Source organism: Fimbriimonas sp. LA-C6, from assembly GCF_055398105.1.
In genome coordinates, this window is the sequence record NZ_AP038796.1 from 1,552,352 (window position 1) to 1,567,892 (window position 15,541).

15 protein-coding genes are annotated in these 15,541 nt (G+C 54.9%); 12 read left to right on the forward strand and 3 right to left on the reverse strand.

Annotated features, from left to right (window positions below; translation table 11 throughout):
- Nucleotides 1–9: 9 nt before the first annotated feature.
- The 5 genes from ACZ51B_RS07330 (at nt 10) to eutC (ending at nt 4,417) form a co-directional block, all read left to right on the forward strand.
- Complete coding sequence (locus ACZ51B_RS07330) at nt 10–480, forward strand: GyrI-like domain-containing protein (protein WP_464296583.1); 471 nt, start codon at nt 10–12, stop codon at nt 478–480.
- Nucleotides 459–710, forward strand: coding sequence for a hypothetical protein (locus ACZ51B_RS07335; protein ID WP_464296584.1), 252 nt, complete (start codon nt 459–461; stop codon nt 708–710). Before ACZ51B_RS07330 ends, ACZ51B_RS07335 begins: the two co-directional genes overlap by 22 nt.
- Nucleotides 711–1,076: 366 nt before the next feature.
- A complete protein-coding gene (locus tag ACZ51B_RS07340; RefSeq protein WP_464296585.1) occupies nt 1,077–2,276 on the forward strand; it encodes an MFS transporter in 1,200 nt (399 codons plus the stop codon).
- A gap of 52 nt (nt 2,277–2,328) precedes the next feature.
- Complete coding sequence (locus ACZ51B_RS07345; RefSeq protein ID WP_464296586.1) at nt 2,329–3,714, forward strand: ethanolamine ammonia-lyase subunit EutB; 1,386 nt, start codon at nt 2,329–2,331, stop codon at nt 3,712–3,714.
- Nucleotides 3,698–4,417, forward strand: a complete 720-nt coding sequence (gene eutC, locus ACZ51B_RS07350) for an ethanolamine ammonia-lyase subunit EutC (protein WP_464296587.1) — start codon at nt 3,698–3,700, stop codon at nt 4,415–4,417. Before ACZ51B_RS07345 ends, eutC begins: the two co-directional genes overlap by 17 nt.
- On the opposite strand, the gene ACZ51B_RS07355 is transcribed toward eutC, so the two are convergent.
- Nucleotides 4,414–5,985, reverse strand: coding sequence for an amino acid permease (locus ACZ51B_RS07355; protein ID WP_464296588.1), 1,572 nt, complete (start codon nt 5,983–5,985; stop codon nt 4,414–4,416). The two genes, eutC and ACZ51B_RS07355, sit on opposite strands and share 4 nt — an antisense overlap.
- 88 nt (nt 5,986–6,073) lie before the next feature.
- On the opposite strand from ACZ51B_RS07355, the gene ACZ51B_RS07360 reads away from it, so the two are divergent.
- The 7 genes from ACZ51B_RS07360 (at nt 6,074) to ACZ51B_RS07390 (ending at nt 12,312) form a co-directional block, all read left to right on the forward strand.
- Entirely contained in the window at nt 6,074–6,622 is a 549-nt protein-coding gene (locus tag ACZ51B_RS07360) for a phosphotransferase-like protein (RefSeq protein ID WP_464296589.1), read from the forward strand.
- A 46-nt stretch (nt 6,623–6,668) separates the two neighbouring features.
- Complete coding sequence (locus ACZ51B_RS07365) at nt 6,669–7,208, forward strand: peroxiredoxin family protein (protein WP_464296590.1); 540 nt, start codon at nt 6,669–6,671, stop codon at nt 7,206–7,208.
- 21 nt (nt 7,209–7,229) lie between these two features.
- Entirely contained in the window at nt 7,230–8,201 is a 972-nt protein-coding gene (locus ACZ51B_RS07370) for a metallophosphoesterase family protein (RefSeq protein ID WP_464296591.1), read from the forward strand.
- A gap of 71 nt (nt 8,202–8,272) precedes the next feature.
- Nucleotides 8,273–8,929 carry a hypothetical protein gene (locus ACZ51B_RS07375; protein WP_464296592.1) on the forward strand — a complete coding sequence of 219 codons (657 nt, stop codon included), beginning with the start codon at nt 8,273–8,275 and terminating at the stop codon, nt 8,927–8,929.
- A gap of 41 nt (nt 8,930–8,970) precedes the next feature.
- The gene (locus ACZ51B_RS07380; RefSeq protein WP_464296593.1) at nt 8,971–10,869 is read left to right on the forward strand and encodes a Xaa-Pro dipeptidyl-peptidase; all 1,899 of its coding nucleotides are present in this window, start codon (nt 8,971–8,973) and stop codon (nt 10,867–10,869) included.
- Between the two features lie 99 nt (nt 10,870–10,968).
- Nucleotides 10,969–11,394: an Rrf2 family transcriptional regulator gene (locus ACZ51B_RS07385; protein WP_464296594.1), complete on the forward strand. Its 426-nt coding sequence runs from the start codon at nt 10,969–10,971 to the stop codon at nt 11,392–11,394.
- 69 nt (nt 11,395–11,463) lie between these two features.
- Entirely contained in the window at nt 11,464–12,312 is an 849-nt protein-coding gene (locus ACZ51B_RS07390) for an SDR family oxidoreductase (RefSeq protein WP_464296595.1), read from the forward strand.
- Nucleotides 12,313–12,501: 189 nt separating this feature from the next.
- Here ACZ51B_RS07390 and ACZ51B_RS07395 read toward each other — a convergent pair whose 3' ends face one another.
- On the reverse strand, nt 12,502–14,547 hold the full coding sequence (locus ACZ51B_RS07395) for a hypothetical protein (RefSeq protein WP_464296596.1): 2,046 nt from the start codon (nt 14,545–14,547) through the stop codon (nt 12,502–12,504).
- A 1-nt stretch (nt 14,548) separates the two neighbouring features.
- Nucleotides 14,549–14,923 carry a hypothetical protein gene (locus ACZ51B_RS07400; RefSeq protein WP_464296597.1) on the reverse strand — a complete coding sequence of 125 codons (375 nt, stop codon included), beginning with the start codon at nt 14,921–14,923 and terminating at the stop codon, nt 14,549–14,551.
- Between the last annotated feature and the right edge of the window lie 618 nt (nt 14,924–15,541).

Here is a 15,541-nt window from a genome sequence, read left to right on the forward strand (position 1 = left end):
ATCAAGAATATGACAACTCTCACCCCTCCTAAATTTGTTGACGCACCCGCAATGTTGCTGGGTGGCATTGATCAACGGTACAAGTGCGACCAGACTCAGGCCATACCGGAGCAGTGGCAGAAGATTGCTCCCTCCTTTGGGTCCATCCCGGGCCAGGTTGGATTCGTCGCCTACGGTGTTTGTCACGAACTCTCGCCCGAGGAATTCAGCTATATGGCTGGTGTGGAACTGAGTTCAACGGACCAGCTTCCCGAAGGGTTCACAACGATTCAGCTTCCGGCTCAGCGGTATGCCGTGTTTGCCTTTACCGAGCATATTTCCCAGATGAAGCAGGCGGCTGCGCATATCTGGTGTGATTGGCTGCCTCAGAGCGGGTGTACCGTTCCTGATCGTCCGGTGATGTTGGAGCGGTATGGCGAGGATTTCTGTCCGGACAAGGGACAAGGCGATATCGAGCTATGGGTTTCTATCAATCCGTAGTTCGGTTTCTTAAAGAGTTCCTGGGATGGTTCTTGCCGGGTGCGGCGCTCATCCTGATGCCGAAATGCCCCATGTGCCTTGCTACTTATGTGGCGCTTGGCAGTGGGGTTGGGCTTTCGATGGCAACGGCTACGTATTTGCGCATGGCGTTGATTGGTCTGTGTGTGGGTTCGCTGGTGTTCCTGGCGTATCGTCATGGCCGTCGGGCTTTGGTTTCGGCGGCAAGCTGAGTCTTTTATCGGGGGTCGGGCGGGTCGATGGCATCAACAAGACTCGTCCCGATCCATTTGGGTGATACTTTTCTTATATTGCTGGACGGTGGTCCCAACCTGATCTGTTTCTGACCAGGCGTGAATGATACAGACGTGTAGATTCCCGAATGAGTGCAATAGCCCGGATGCTTCGAGTGAAGGAACCTGAAGCCTTGCAATATCCGGGTTTGAGGATTGAAAAATAGGGCGACGGCGAAAAGACGGAGCGGGATGTGAGTTGACACGAGTGGCTTCTCTGTAAATTGGACAGTTGACAAACCCCTTTGGTGGCGGGCATCATCTTGTTATAGGTGATGACAACCTCATCGGTCAGAGGAGTTTGTCATGTCTGTATCACCTGTTCAGGACGCTGTAGCGTCTTCTTCTCGACCCGGGTTGGGTCTTCTTCGACTGCTTCCTATTTGCGCGGTTGTGTTTCTCGGGTTCTTGGCGATTGGGTTGCCTTTGCCTGTTTTGCCTCTTACGATTCGTCAGACGCTTGGCTTTGGGCCGGGTGTGGTTGGGTTGGTGATGGGGCTTCAGTCGATTGCGACTCTTGCGACTCGGCACTTTGCGGGCACGCTCTCTGACTCCCGTGGGCCGAAGCGTGCGGTGTTGTATGGGTTGGTTTTGTCGGCGCTTTCGGGGGTTGTGTATTTGCTTTCAGCGCAGACGAGTTCTGCACTTTTGAGTCTCGCAATCCTTGCGGCTGGGCGTGTTGTGCTTGGCTTGGGTGAGAGTTTGCTGATCACCGGTGCTCTTTCTTGGGGTGTGGGGCTTGTTGGGGCGCAGAGTTCTGGGCGCGTGATTTCTTGGAATGGGATCGCCATGTATGGTGCACTTGCAGCTGGGGCACCTATTGGCATTGCGATTGAGCGGGTTGGGGGCTTTCCTGCCGTGTCCATTGCTGTTGCCGGTTGCCCAGTTGTTGCATTGCTGATCAGCGCGGTTTTGAAGCCGACTCAGCCGGTAGCTGGGGTTCAGAGAATTCCTTTCTACAAGGTTATCAGCCTTATCTGGAGACCTGGTTTGGGGCTGGCGCTTTCTGCGGTGGGCTATGGCAGTCTGGCTGCGTTTGGGTCGTTATTCTTTGCGGCGAAGGGGTGGGTTGGGGCCTCTACTGCACTCATTGCATTCGGTGGATCGTACATTCTGGCTCGGCTTTTCTTCTCGGGTCTGCCCGACAAGTTGGGAGGGTCGCGGGTTGCGTGTGTGTCGCTTGTGATTGAGTGTGTTGGGCAGTTGATTCTGTGGACGGCTGGCAGTCCGACGGCGGCTTTCTTGGGTGCTGGGCTTACGGGGTTTGGGTTCTCGTTGGTGTTCCCTTCGTTTGGGGTGGAGGCGGTGAAGCGGATCCCTGCTCAGAACCGGGGGGCGGCGATGGGGGCTTATGTGGCGTTCTTTGATATCGCTCTTGGAGTGGTGGGGCCGTTGTCTGGGGCGGCGGCGGGAGTGTTTGGGTATTCGTCATTGTTCTTGCTTGGGGCTTTGTGTTCGGTGGTGTCTTTCGGATTTGCGGCGACACTTCATCGACGTTCTGAGTAACCCGTGAGCGCGGTTGGCAAGAAGCCTGTGGAAGTCGACTAAAATAGTCCCCATGCCCAGGTTCTCTTGCCAATTGGGAATTCGCACCCATACCTTTGAGGACCTTCGAGCCGTGATGGCTTGTGCTTCTCCGTTGCGATCTGGGGATCAGCTTGCGGGGGTTGCGGCGGAGAGTGACGAGCAGCGGGTGGCGGCGCGGATGGTGCTGGCCGATTTGCCTCTTAAGGTCTTTCTTGAGGAGGTTTTGATCCCTTATGAGATCGACGAAGTCACTCGGTTGATTGTGGACTCGCACGATTTGGTGGCGTTTGCTCCTCTGTCTTCGCTGACGATTGGTGAGTTTCGGGAGTGGTTGCTTCAGGCGGATGGCGCTGCGATTAAGGCGGCTTGCGATGGGATTACGCCTGAGATGGCGGCAGCGGTTTCCAAGTTGATGCGGAACTCGGACCTGATTGCGGTGGCTGCCAAGATTCAGGTGGTGACGGCTTTCCGGAACACGCAGGGGTTGCGGGGGCGGCTGGGGACTCGGTTGCAGCCGAACCATCCGACTGACAGCCTTCAGGGTATCTGGGCTTCTACGCTGGATGGGTTGCTGTTTGGGATGGGGGACGCGGTGATTGGGATTAATCCCGCGAGCGATAACGTGTCCAGTTGCGTTGAGTTGCTTCAGCTTTTGGACGATTTGCGGACTCGGTTTGAGATCCCGACTCAGAGCTGCATTTTGGCCCACCTTACGACTACATTGGCGGCAATTGAGGCGGGGGCTCCGGTTGATTTGGCGTTCCAGTCGGTGGCGGGAACGGAGGCGGCGAATACCGGGTTTGGGGTTAACCTTGCGATGCTTCGAGAAGGGTTTGAGGCTACGACTTCCCTTCAGCGTGGGACTGTGGGGCAGAACGTGATGTACTTTGAGACTGGGCAAGGGAGTGCGCTTTCTGCCAACGCGCATTATGGGGTGGACCAGCAGACATTGGAGGCGCGTGCCTATGCGGTTTGCCGAGCGTTCTCGCCGTTGCTGGTGAATACGGTGGTTGGGTTTATCGGGCCGGAGTATCTGTATGACTCCAAGCAGATCATTCGTGCTGGGCTGGAGGACCATTTCTGCGGCAAGTTGCTGGGGTTGCCGATGGGTGTGGATGTTTGCTACACCAACCATGCGGAGGCGGATCAGGACGATATGGATACCTTGATGACTCTGTTGGGAGTGGCTGGGGTGAACTTCCTGATTGCTGTGCCTGGGGCTGATGATGTGATGCTGAACTACCAGAGCCTATCGAATCATGATGCGATGGGGCTTCGGCATCTACTGGGTCTGCGGCCTGCTCCTGAGTTTGAGGCTTGGCTGGAGAAGATCGGCCTGATGAGTGACGGCAAGGTTCCTGTGCTTCAGACGGGCAGCGTGATGAAGGCATTGGAGGCTCATGGACCCTTGGCATAAGCTGCGGGAACAGACCCGGGCGCGGATTGGGTTGGGGAGATCGGGCGACGGTCTACCGACGAAGGCGCTGCTGGAGTTCCAGTTGGGGCATGCTAGGGCGCGGGATGCGGTTCATAGCAAGCCGGATTTTGTTGGGATTGCTGAGCGACTTGGGGTTCCTTCGGTGGAGGTTTTGAGCCGTGCTCGGAGTCGGGCTGAGTATTTGCTTCGGCCTGATCTGGGGCGACAGTTGGCGGATACGAGCCTGGAAAAGGGTGATTGGGATCTTGCGATTGTGGTGGCTGATGGGCTTTCGGCGACGGCGGTGAATGACCATGGTGCGCCGATGGTTCGCGCTATTTTGGAGCGGGTTTCTGAGTGGCGGGTGGCTCCTATCGTTCTCGCATCGAATGCGCGGGTTGCGCTGGGGGACGAGGTGGGTGAGGCTCTTGGCGCGCGGATGGTTGCGGTTCTTATTGGAGAGCGGCCGGGCTTGACGGTGTCTAACAGTCTTGGGATTTACCTGACTTGGGAGCCTAGGAGGGGGCGGATCGACTCGGAGCGGAACTGTATTTCGAACATTCACTCGGATGGGCTTTCTTATGAGGAGGCTGGGCGAAAGCTGGTTTGGCTGGCAACGGAGGCGCGTCGTCGGAGCATGACGGGTGTCATGTTGAAAGAGGCCTCCGAGGGTGCCCTCGAAGGCCCGGCTGAAGTCATCTAGACTTCGATGGCCTCTTCTGCGGCAAGGATTTCGCCTTGACGATCTAAGACCATGGCGCCTGTGGGAGGGCCTGCGAATCGACGTCGTTCGATGCCAAACCACACGATCGCGGAGAGCAACAAGGAGCCGAGAAGTACCTTCACGGCGACGTCGTTGGGTGGTTGGACGCCGATGAAGATCAGGACTCCACACGCTACGGCGCAGATTAAGGCGATGGGGCGGAACCACGCGCCTAGGTCGAACGAGCCCATGCGGGTCCAGCTTCGCTTGTAGCCGATGAGGCCTGCGATGATGGGCAGAGCGTAGGAGACGTAGAGGAAGATCGCGCAGACCGCCGCGAGCGTGGTGTACACGGGTGTGTAGATGGTGAACGCGATGGAGAGGACGGCGACCGTCCAGATGGAGGCCACTGGGGTTCGGTACTTGTGGTGGATCGACTTTAGGTTTGCTGAGAAGGGCAGGCCGCCGTCTCGAGCGAATGCGAAGGTCATTCGGCTGGTGGAGGTCACCGTTGCCAATCCGCAGAGGTATTGGCCTAGTGCGATGACGATGAGGAGTGCCTGTCTTGGGAGGACGGGGACTGTCTGCTCCATGATCCATCCGAAGCTTCCGGAACCTTTGGATGCTGCTGTTTCTAGGTTCGGTGCGGCGAGCACGATGGCGGCCAGCATGAGGAAGCCGAAAACGCCCGACCAGAGCACGGAGTGAGCCATGCCTTTCGGGATGGTGCGTGCGGCGTCGATGGTTTCCTCGGCGGTGTGGGCAGAGGCGTCGAAGCCGGTGATGGTGTAGGCGGGCAGCAGGAGTCCAAGCAAGAACAGGTAGCCCATGCTTTGGGTTTTGGGCCAGACGCCTCCACCTGCGTCTCCGCTGTAGTTGTGGAAGGTCCAGAGTCGCGAGAGGTCGATGTGAGGTGCGCACACGAGGAGCGTGATGGCTAGTGCGACCGCGCCGAAGAAGATGAGGTAGCCCGAGAAGTCGGTGAGCTTGGTGGTGAGTTTGATGCCGAGGTGGTTAAAGAGTGCCTGGGAGACGGTGATGGCACTGACGCAGAGGGTTTGGATGAGGACGCTATGCCCGGTGGGGGTCGCGGGGATGAGCGCGGCCGTGTCCATGCCAAAGCTCGGCAGAACTGAGCCGACCACGAACAGATAGGCTCCCACATTTACCGCGGCGAGGACTGTAAGAAGTCCGAGGAGGTTGCACCAGGCGGTTACCCAACCGAGGGCTCTGCCACCCAGGATTGAGCCCCAGTGGTAGAGGCCACCTGCTGTGGGATAGGCCGAACCGATTTGGCCCATTGCGAGGGCGAAGAGGAATGAGACACCTGTTGCCAGGGGCCAGCCGATACCGATTGCGGCGCCACCAACACTGCTGAGGCCTTGGCCAAATGAGTTAATTCCTCCGGCCAGAATACAAATGATCGAGAACGAGATTGCAAAGTTCTGGAACGTGCGCATTCCGCGCAGTAGTTCCTGGGCATAGCCCATCGAGTGAAGCAACTGCCTGTCGCCATCGACTGAAGTGCTCACCGATTCATCGAGGTGGATCGGGTCGCGAGTTTCCAAGCAGCCATTATAGTCTGAGTGCGCGAACTCGCCCAGCGTTTTTGTTTGTTTCGTCAGATGCGCTCGTTAAACCGCTAACATAGAGTGAGTGAGCAATCCGCCCATCTTTTTCTTAACAGGGCCGCCCGCTGGTGGTAAGAGTTCTCTTGCCCAGGCAATCCTGAAGCGGTTCGAGTTTGGATTGCATATTCCAGTCGATGATCTTCGCGAGTGGGTAGTGTCGGGTATTGCCCACCCGTTGGATTGGAACGACGAGACCACGCGTCAGTTTTCTTTGGCGGAGCAGTCCGCTTGTGACTTGGCTATTCGATACAACGAGGCTGGGTTTGCGGTTGCGATTGACCACTGCCAGGGGCCGCCTACTTTGGACAAGCTGATAGCGGAGCGGTTGGAGGGTAAGTCCGTTCACAAGATTGCTGTGGTTTCGGAGTTGGCTACGAACTTGCAGCGGAACAAAGACAGGACTTCGAAGGGGTTCGACTATAACATTCTGGTTCCCACGATTCATGCGCTGAATCCTCTGTATCGGAACGAGCCGATTCATGAGCAGGGGTGGGTGGTGTTTGATAATGATCGGGACGGGGTGGACGAAGCTGCGGATCGATTGTTGGAGAAGCTCCAAATTTCGTTGCTTTAGAGAAAAGCCTGGAACTTAAATCGTTTCGACTGTATTACGGTGACATATGGTTTCTGTTCTCATCTCCATGCTGATCTCGGGTCAGCAAATGCACGCTAAGCCGCCCGCGGTTGGCGAGAAGGCTCCTAGCTTTAATGTCCGGACGTTGGACGATAAACCAGTTCGTCTGGAGGCGCTTTTGAAGCGTGGGCCGGTTGTGTTGGTGGTGCTTCGGGGGTATCCGGGGTATCAGTGTCCTTTCTGCACCAAGCAGGTTGGAGAGTTACTACAGAACGGTGGGGAGTTTGCTAAGCACAAGGCTTCTGTGGTTCTGGTGTATCCGGGTCCGACGGACAATCTTAAGAAGTACGCCGCGGAGTTTGTGGCTGGAAAAGACATTCCCAAGAACTTTCGGTTTACGGTTGATCCGGGTTACAAGTTCACGGAGAGCTATGGTCTGCGTTGGGACGCCCCTCAGGAGACTGCTTACCCTTCCACTTTTGTGATTGGGAAGGACGGCAAGACGGTGTTTTCAAAAGTGAGTCACAGCCATGGCGATCGACCGGCTGTTGCCGATGTTCTTGCTGCGCTTAACACGAAGCGCTGACTTTTGGGGGTAATACAGGGCATGCGCCGTATTACCCTCGCTCTCGCATTTTCGCTGGCTTTGGCCGCCATTGGTTCGGCACAGCAGCACGTTCGGTTTGTTGTGACGGGGGATGATCGGTGGAATACCAAAGCCCCTCGTCCGGGGATTGACGAGAACGGGGTGAACGTGGCCGGTCTGAAGCGGCTGGTTACGGCGATTGTCGGCGAGAAGCCGGATGCGTTGCTGTTTAATGGCGACTTGGTTGGTGGTGGTGAGACCGACGAGGAAGAGGCTTCTCAGTTTGAGACTTGGCTTAAGACGATGAAGCCGGTTTATGATGCGGGCATTAAAGTTCTGGCCGCTCGTGGGAACCATGAGATGCACTGTCCTCATCCTTATGATGTGTGGCGAAAGGCGCTGAGTGGCCCTTATTCCAACCCGATGGATGGTCCGGCTGGCGAAGAGGGACTGACTTACGCCTTCACGATTCGCAACGTGCTGTTCATTTCAGTGGATCAGTTCCAGTCCAAAGAGTTGGGAATCAATCAGGCTTGGTTGGATAAGACCTTGAGCGCGCCCCATGCTCCTCACGTGTTCGCTTTTGCTCATAAGATGGCGTTCTTCTCTGGGAACCACACCGATGGGATGAGTACGGTGCCTGCTGCACGGGACGCCTTTATGCAGTCGCTGAAGAAGGCTGGCAGTCGGGCTGTTTTCTTTGGACACGATCATCTTTATGATCATCTCGCGGCTAAGCTGCCTGATTGGAAGAATGAAGAATCGATCCACCAGTTCGTGATTGGCACTGCGGGTGCTCCTTTTGCGAAGGGCAAGGAACTTAATACGAAGGACGGCGACTGGACTTTGGAGCGTCTGGGGCACGTGGAGAAGGAGCTGGGCTACTGCCTGGTGGATGTGGATGGCATGAAGGTGACCATCACTTATAAGACCGAGAAAAAGCCCGGCGTTTTTGAGACGGCAGACACTTTGACCTACACCCTCCAGAAGTGAGGGTGGGGCTTGCGTCCTACGTCTGTTCTTGCTAGAAACAAACGGTCAGAACATTGCGTAAACCAGTCAGGATGAGCACCGATGATGTTCTGATGATTCTGGCTGAGGAGCAAGCTCAGAGGCGGAAGGTCCGGCGTGTGATCATGTGGGTCACATTTGGAATCCTTGCGATTTGTGCGGTGTCGCTTGGGTTCATGATTGCCAAGGGCAAGAGTGACACCAGCACGATCGCGATGTTCGCTGGATTGGTGCCGATGATTGGGCTTGGCGTGGGGTTTTCGCCTCGTGCAAAGAGTGCCCTGAAAGACGTTGTGGAGCGGAACGATCCTGCCACTATCGGTTCGTTTGTGGAAGCTTTGGGATCGGGTGATCGGGAGCTGGTGAAGTTAGCGGAGTCGGCGTTGTCTACGATGCTTCCTCAGCAGCCAGTGGGATCGATTGCATTGGATTCGGTTCAGTATCAGTGCCTTGTTCAACACCTGATGACCTGTGAGGACTCTTTCGCACTTATTGCTGTGCGCGCGATGCCGGCCATGGCGAGGCCTGAGATGATTGGGCCGCTGAAGCAGTTGGCTGAGGGTAAGTTCTTGCGCACACATCGGCGTTCTGCCAGCTTGCAGGTTGCTGCGCAGTCGGCTTTGCCGGATGTGCGGATGCAGCTTGCTCGCGAGGTGGTTCAGAAGGCTGTGGAAGAGGCTGACCGGCTTCGTTTGGCTCAAACCAAATAGTTTTTGCCGTTCGCGGGGGTATCTGGCATAATGGCACCACCATGTCCAGGGGATTATCGCCTCGTTTTCGCTTTGGTGCTGCGTTGGGGTGGGTTGCTGCCGCCGTTGCGCTGCTTTCATCTTCGGCAGTCGCCCAGACTTCTTCTGTCGGTCCGAAGTTTGTCGATGGTCAGGCACAGATTGTGCCGGAGTTTTCTGATTCGACGGTGTGGATTCGGGAACATCTTTGGGTGGAAACCGAGTTTGATACGGACCACAACGGGAAGCGGGATCGCGTTCATGTGGATGTGATTCGGCAGAAGCAGACTCAGACGGACGGCTTGCGCGTGCCGGTGATCTACGAATCTTCGCCCTACTTTGCGGGCGTCGCTCAAACGGGTTCGATCTTGTGGGATGTGAAGCATGAGTTGGGCGAGAAGCCGCCTGCGCGAACCAGCCACCCGAGTATTCCTTTTGAACCCAACCGTACGATGATCTCGAACACACTGGTCTCAACTTGGGTGCCCCGTGGGTTTGCGGTGGTCCATTCAGAGGCTCCTGGTACGGGATTGTCTGAGGGCTGTCCTACCGTCGGCGGTGCGCCGGAGCGGTTGGCTCCTAAGGCTGTGATTGACTGGCTCAATGGTCGGGCGAAGGGCTATACGACTGTTGATGGGCAGGTTGAGGTTCGGGCGACCTGGTGCACGGGCAAGGTTGGGATGACCGGGACTTCGTATAACGGAACCATCCCGGTGGCGGCGGCTTGTACGGGTGTGAAGGGGTTGGAGGCGATTATTCCGGTAGCTCCCAACACTTCCTACTACCACTACTATCGAACGAATGGGCTTGTTCGGCACCCTGGCGGTTGGCTGGGTGAGGACGTCGATTCGCTATATGACTTCATCCACAGCGGTAATCCGGCGGTGCGTGAGGTAAGCGATCGGCTTTATCGAGATGGGGAGTTTGCTAAGGGGCAGGATCGGCTGACTGGCGACTACAACGCCTTTTGGGCTGAGCGGGATCTGTTGCGGTTCACGGGGAACATCAAGTGCGCTGTGTTGATGGCCCACGCTTTCAACGACTGGAACGTGGTGCCCGAGCACAGTGTGCGCATCAGCCAGGCGATTAAGGGACGGGTTCCTCTGGTTCAGTATTTCCACCAGGGCGGACATGGCGGCGATCCTCCCTTTGAACTGATGAACAAATGGTTTACGCGGTTTTTGTATGGCGTGAAGAACGGAGTTGAGGACGGACCGAAGGCGTATATCGTGCGCGAACAGGCACCCGGAACGCCAGGACGAACTCGCATGGCTCCGACGCCATATGCGGACTATCCGAATCCGGCTGCGGTACCCCTCACGTTCTATCCGGGTTCGGGTGGTAAGAGGATGGGCGGACTCTCGACGACCAAGCTGGCGAAACAGGGCAAAGAAGAGCTGATTGATGATGTCGCGTTCAGTGCTCCTACTCTGGCAAGCACTGAGGAATCTCCGAATCGGTTGATCTTTGCGACGCCTGAGTTGAAGGCGCCGGTTCACCTTTCGGGTACTTCGCGGATTACGATTCGGCTTTCATCCAGTGCAGCGGCGGCGAACCTCTCGGTGTACTTGGTGGAGTTGCCTTGGACGAACGGTCCTATTGGGACGGCGAACTTGATCACACGTGGTTGGGCCGATCCTCAGAATGCGAAGTCTCTGAAGAAGGGTGGCGACTACCACTCCATGGAGCGCGGAACGCCGCTGAAGCCGGGCGAGTTTGTGACCATGACCTTCGATTTGGAGCCTGATGATCAGATCATTCCTGCGGGCAAGCGGATTGGTTTGATGATTCTCTCCAGCGATCGCGACTTCACGCTGTGGCCTAAGGCTGGTACGAAGTTGACTGTGGATCTGGATGCTACGCACATCGTGTTGCCTGTTGTTGACGGCGTGGCCGGACTGAAGCGGGGCCTCGGGCTCTAACTGAAGGAGATTTCTAGTCCGGCAAAAGGACTAGAAATCTCTTCTTCCCTCTAGACAAATCGCTCACTTGTAATCATAATTATTACAAGTCAATCATCTATGCAGATTTCCACTCGGCTTTCGATCGCGGTACATATCCTTTCCCTTCTGGGTGCAGCGCCACCTGAGGAGTTGACTTCGGAGTTTATTGCGGGGAGCGTGGGGGTGAATCCGGTGGTGATTCGTAACTTGTCGGGAATGCTCAAGCGAGCAGGGCTTTTGAGTTCGCAGCAGGGGCGGCGGGGGATTTATCTCACCAAGCCGCTGGAGGCGATCACGCTTTTGGACATCTATCGGGCGGTTGAGACGCCCGACGACCTGTTCTCTATGCACGCGCGGCCGAATCCGCAGTGTCCGGTGGGTGCTAGCATCCAGGCGGCGCTGGAGGGCGAACTGGCGGATGCGCAGAGGAAGATGGAGGAGCGGTTGGGTGAGACCACCGTGGCCGATGTTGTGGGTCGGATGGGATTGGAGTTCGCCTCTTAAAACAATCATGCCTTGATCGGCTCAAAAGCCTGCTTTAACTTGTAACGAAGACACTTACATGAGGAAACTATGATCTACGGAATTACTGGAGCTACCGGCCAACTGGGCCGCATCGTCGTTGAGAAGTTGGTTGGGAAAGTGGGAAGCGAGCAGGTTTTGGCGCTTGTGCGAAATCCTGATAAGGCGAGCGACCTTGGGGTACCTGCTCGGGCTTTCGACTATGGCCATGCGGACACGCTTGCCGCTGCGTTGAGTGGTGTGGATGTGCTGCTTTTGATCTCTTCGAACGAGATTGGCGCACGTCAGGCGCAGCATAAGAACGTGATTGACGCTGCGAAGGCGGCGGGTGTGAAGCGGATTCTTTACACCAGTCTTCTTCATGCGGATCGGTCGCCGATTAGCCTCGCTGAGGATCATCTTTCGACGGAAGCGCACCTTAAGGCGTCGGGCGTTCCGTACACGCTCCTGCGAAACGGCTGGTACACGGAGAATTACGCAGGTTCCATCGGTGCGGCTGCGGCTCATGGCGCGTTGGTGGGCAGCGTGGGCGAGGGCAAGCTCTCGACCGCTGCTCGTGAGGACTACGCTGAGGCTGCTGCTGTGGCTTTGGTTTCAGAGGGCCTTGAGAATGAGACCCTGGAACTCGCGGGGGATGAGTCCTACACCTTCGCCGACCTTGCCGCCGAGATCTCGAAGCAGACCGGCAAGCAGATTCCTTACAACAACCTTCCGGAAGCCGAGTACGCCGCACTCCTCGCCAGCCACGGCCTGCCGGAGTTCCTGGCCCAGGCGATTGCTGGGTGGGATACGGGAGCTGCGCAGGGTGGTCTGTTTGATGACAGCCGGACGATGTCGAAGCTGATCGGTCGTCCGACGACGCCGGTGAGCGTTTCGGTGGCGGGGATTCTTAAGGGGTGAGTTCGTGGGCGCTCCGGTAGGCCGGTCTTGGGTCTGGCCGCCGGGGCGTTGAGTATGAGGGGCATCTGTCCAACGACAATGTCTATTGAGTGACTTCTTCGGTATCGATGAGGAAGCACACGTAGCATGGCAATCAGCATGTGCTTACTCTCGCCCGATTAGGTTTTAGTTACTCAATGGTAAGTCCGCTCATTTTGGAATCTCAAATCCAGGAACATCCTTCCAGGGAACCGGGGTCTTTGTCCCTTCCAAATCGACATGCAACGAGAAGCTTCCCATGGTCATTGCATTTCCAAGGCTCATCCCTGCTGTTAGAGAGTTGCGCTTAGCCCACAGGAGTTTGTACTTCTTTTCAAGCAATTCGAGTTTGTCAGGAATTGTTGTGAACGGCAGCTCCTCCAAAAGTCGAGTCACGGTAAGCCAAGCAGTATCGTATGGCAGATTAGTTCCCCGCGTTGTCTGCTTTTGAAAGCCATTGCCAGTATCAACATAGGCAATTTGCTCTGACTCTCCCATCGTAATCCGTTTGACTACGGTCGAAACGGAGCTTTGTAGCGATATTGCCCCCCCTTCTTTGGCAACTCGCTGAACGAGCTTGCCGGAAGTCTTTTCCTGATCAGTCAAGTCAGACTCCATTTTCCAAAACCACGGCATCTCAATCACTTGCGTCAAGATTGCAGAATGAGCGGACCAATCAACTTTTAAACGCTGGTTAGTATTCAGCTTCAGCCATTCTTCCGGCTCAAGGTCTCCAAGAACTGCAAGAAATGCATGTGGCAGGTCTTCCGCAGTAAATCGTTCAGTTCCAAAGATTCGAGACTTGGTGCCGTCATACCGACTTACTATAGGATTCCAACCTAGTGAATCCACATAAGCAGTATGGTAATTCGCAAGCTCTCTCAGTTCAACTGGGGCTTTTCGCGCAGCGTTGAGCAGTCTAGAGAGGGGCAATCGACTGACGCGTTGAGCTTCTTCGCTCAACGCAAACCTCGGGCGAATTATAAGGGTGTTATCTACCACTAGCTCTTCGCAATCTGCCAGGCCAAGGACCTTGGTTTCGAATTCTGTTACATCGACACCACCAGAAACGAAAGATAAGCGAGCAAAATCGAATAGGGAATCCGGGAGGCACGCCACCACGTTACGCAATCCTTTAGCTCGCGCCAACCCCTCAATTGCATCTTTGACGTAGAACGAGAGTGGTTCATTGAGCAATGGATCAAATAGGTTCCAATCCTTTGCAAGGTCAACCGTTGATCCAAGAAAGAGTCTTTCATATCTTGAATCGGGCCCAATAATCCCTAAGAGCTTTCTTGACCTCATAGAAATCGGTGTTATGATCGATTCTTTCTGGCTTGTTGAAGGCTTACTATCAACTAACGCCAAACCGGTAAAAGGCTTCGGAGAGAGCGATGCTGTTGACTCAAGTTTTCCAGCTCCGTCAAAGACTTGCAAACTAAATACCGCTTCACCACGTGCTCGACCAACAGTCAAAAGCACATTTCGTTTGGAGGCAACTCCAGACGGCTTCGGAAAGATCCACCCGTACTTCTTAATCTCTTCTTTGGAAAATGTATCAGCCTTCTGAAACTGGTCAAAACAATCTTCCTGATCTTTCGAGTATTGACTAAGCAGTTTCTGAAGAGGCGTGCGCAGCCTCAATTCATTCCCCACAGGATCCAGGGAAAAGGTCGTATTCACGCCCGCCCGGCACAAGCCCCAATCGGCTTGAGGGAAATCCTTAAGAATTTCGGCCAACAATTTAGCTGCAGGCATTAGTTCCATCGCCCTAACAGCACTCATATCTGCTGTAACTTGATTCTCAGCCCGCCGTTTCTCTATCTCTTCCCTAAGGACGAAAACGGGCAATCGGCTAGCCGGCACACGGGGGTAGTTTTTCAGCTTAGATCGATAGCCAACTATTGTCTGTTCAGCAGCCGATGCTACACCTGATCTATCCTGCTCAGTGATTTCCTTTAGGGTCTTGGAACGTCTAAATACGCGCAGGCGTCCGCTGGTTTGCCTCTCTATATCTGCATGAAGCGCTAAACCAATGCACTTCTCAGAGGTTGCATCCAAAGTGTCCAAAGACAGCATCAGAACCTCATTCTTCAAGGGTGTCGGAGTAAAGGATTTAAGAGTCGACAACGGTGCAACCTCTTCGACTCGAAAAGTCGAAGAGGCACACAGAATTCCGAGCAAATAGGTCTGCAATAACATTTCAGAAACAGTCAAGCTAGTTCGCAGAGACGTGGAAGCTGTCAAGGGCACATGTCCATCCGCCAGAAACCTCGAATGCCTTCAACTGAACTGTGGCATTAGAAATCGTCGCAGCAGACGAACCAGATCCACTACCAATAACATCCAAATCAAGTGTATAGGTCACGACGCTACCTGATGTTGTTGCTGTCCAATTGGCTAAAGGTGTGGGTGTACTTACACTCGTCTTTGAGTAGGTTAAGGTTGGAGACGCATAAGAGTTGCTTTGCCCCAAGGCGGTCTGTGACACAGAACCAGATGTTCCTGTCAACGTTGCACCTGCGGCTGCCCCAGAACCACTCCAATCAAAGCTACCAAGCACTGAGGCAAATGGAGCTGAACCCGCGGGCATCTTATAACTCCAAGAACCGCTCACTGTATAGTGATACGAGACATTTACTGACGTGGGTGGCGTGTCTGTTGCGGTACCCACATACGTCAAGGAAAATTTCATTGTGTATGTGCACGACTTTGGATCTGACAAAACTCCGCTTTCAGCATCCGTCTTCGAGGCACTATAGAAACTCTTCACTCCTCCAACAGAACGAAAATGAGTTCCCGTAACACTCAAAGCCGAAGAAAAAGTTCCTGCTTGAGAAAAACCACAAATACCTAGGCAGACAATTGCAAGCGATGTTCTACATGTACTCGACATGCAGTACATATACCACTCCGCACTATATGTATTCAAGTAAGGTCATGAGTTACACGAAAATTCACACTGAAAGTATCAAATAGACGAGACACTTCGGTCATTTGATGACGATATTAGCCTTCACTGAGGCTTTTCGCTGACTTTTGTGGATTGCCCATCATGGTCTGTGGAGGCTTTTGGCGCTCTCAGGATAGATCTGAGCCTTCAGCTGGCTTTTGGTCTTCACGGCATTGGGATGCCGTGAAGACATTCTTGCTCTAGTATTTGGGAAACGAGCAGCAGTTCGCAATCGAACCGCCTTTCACATTGACCTAC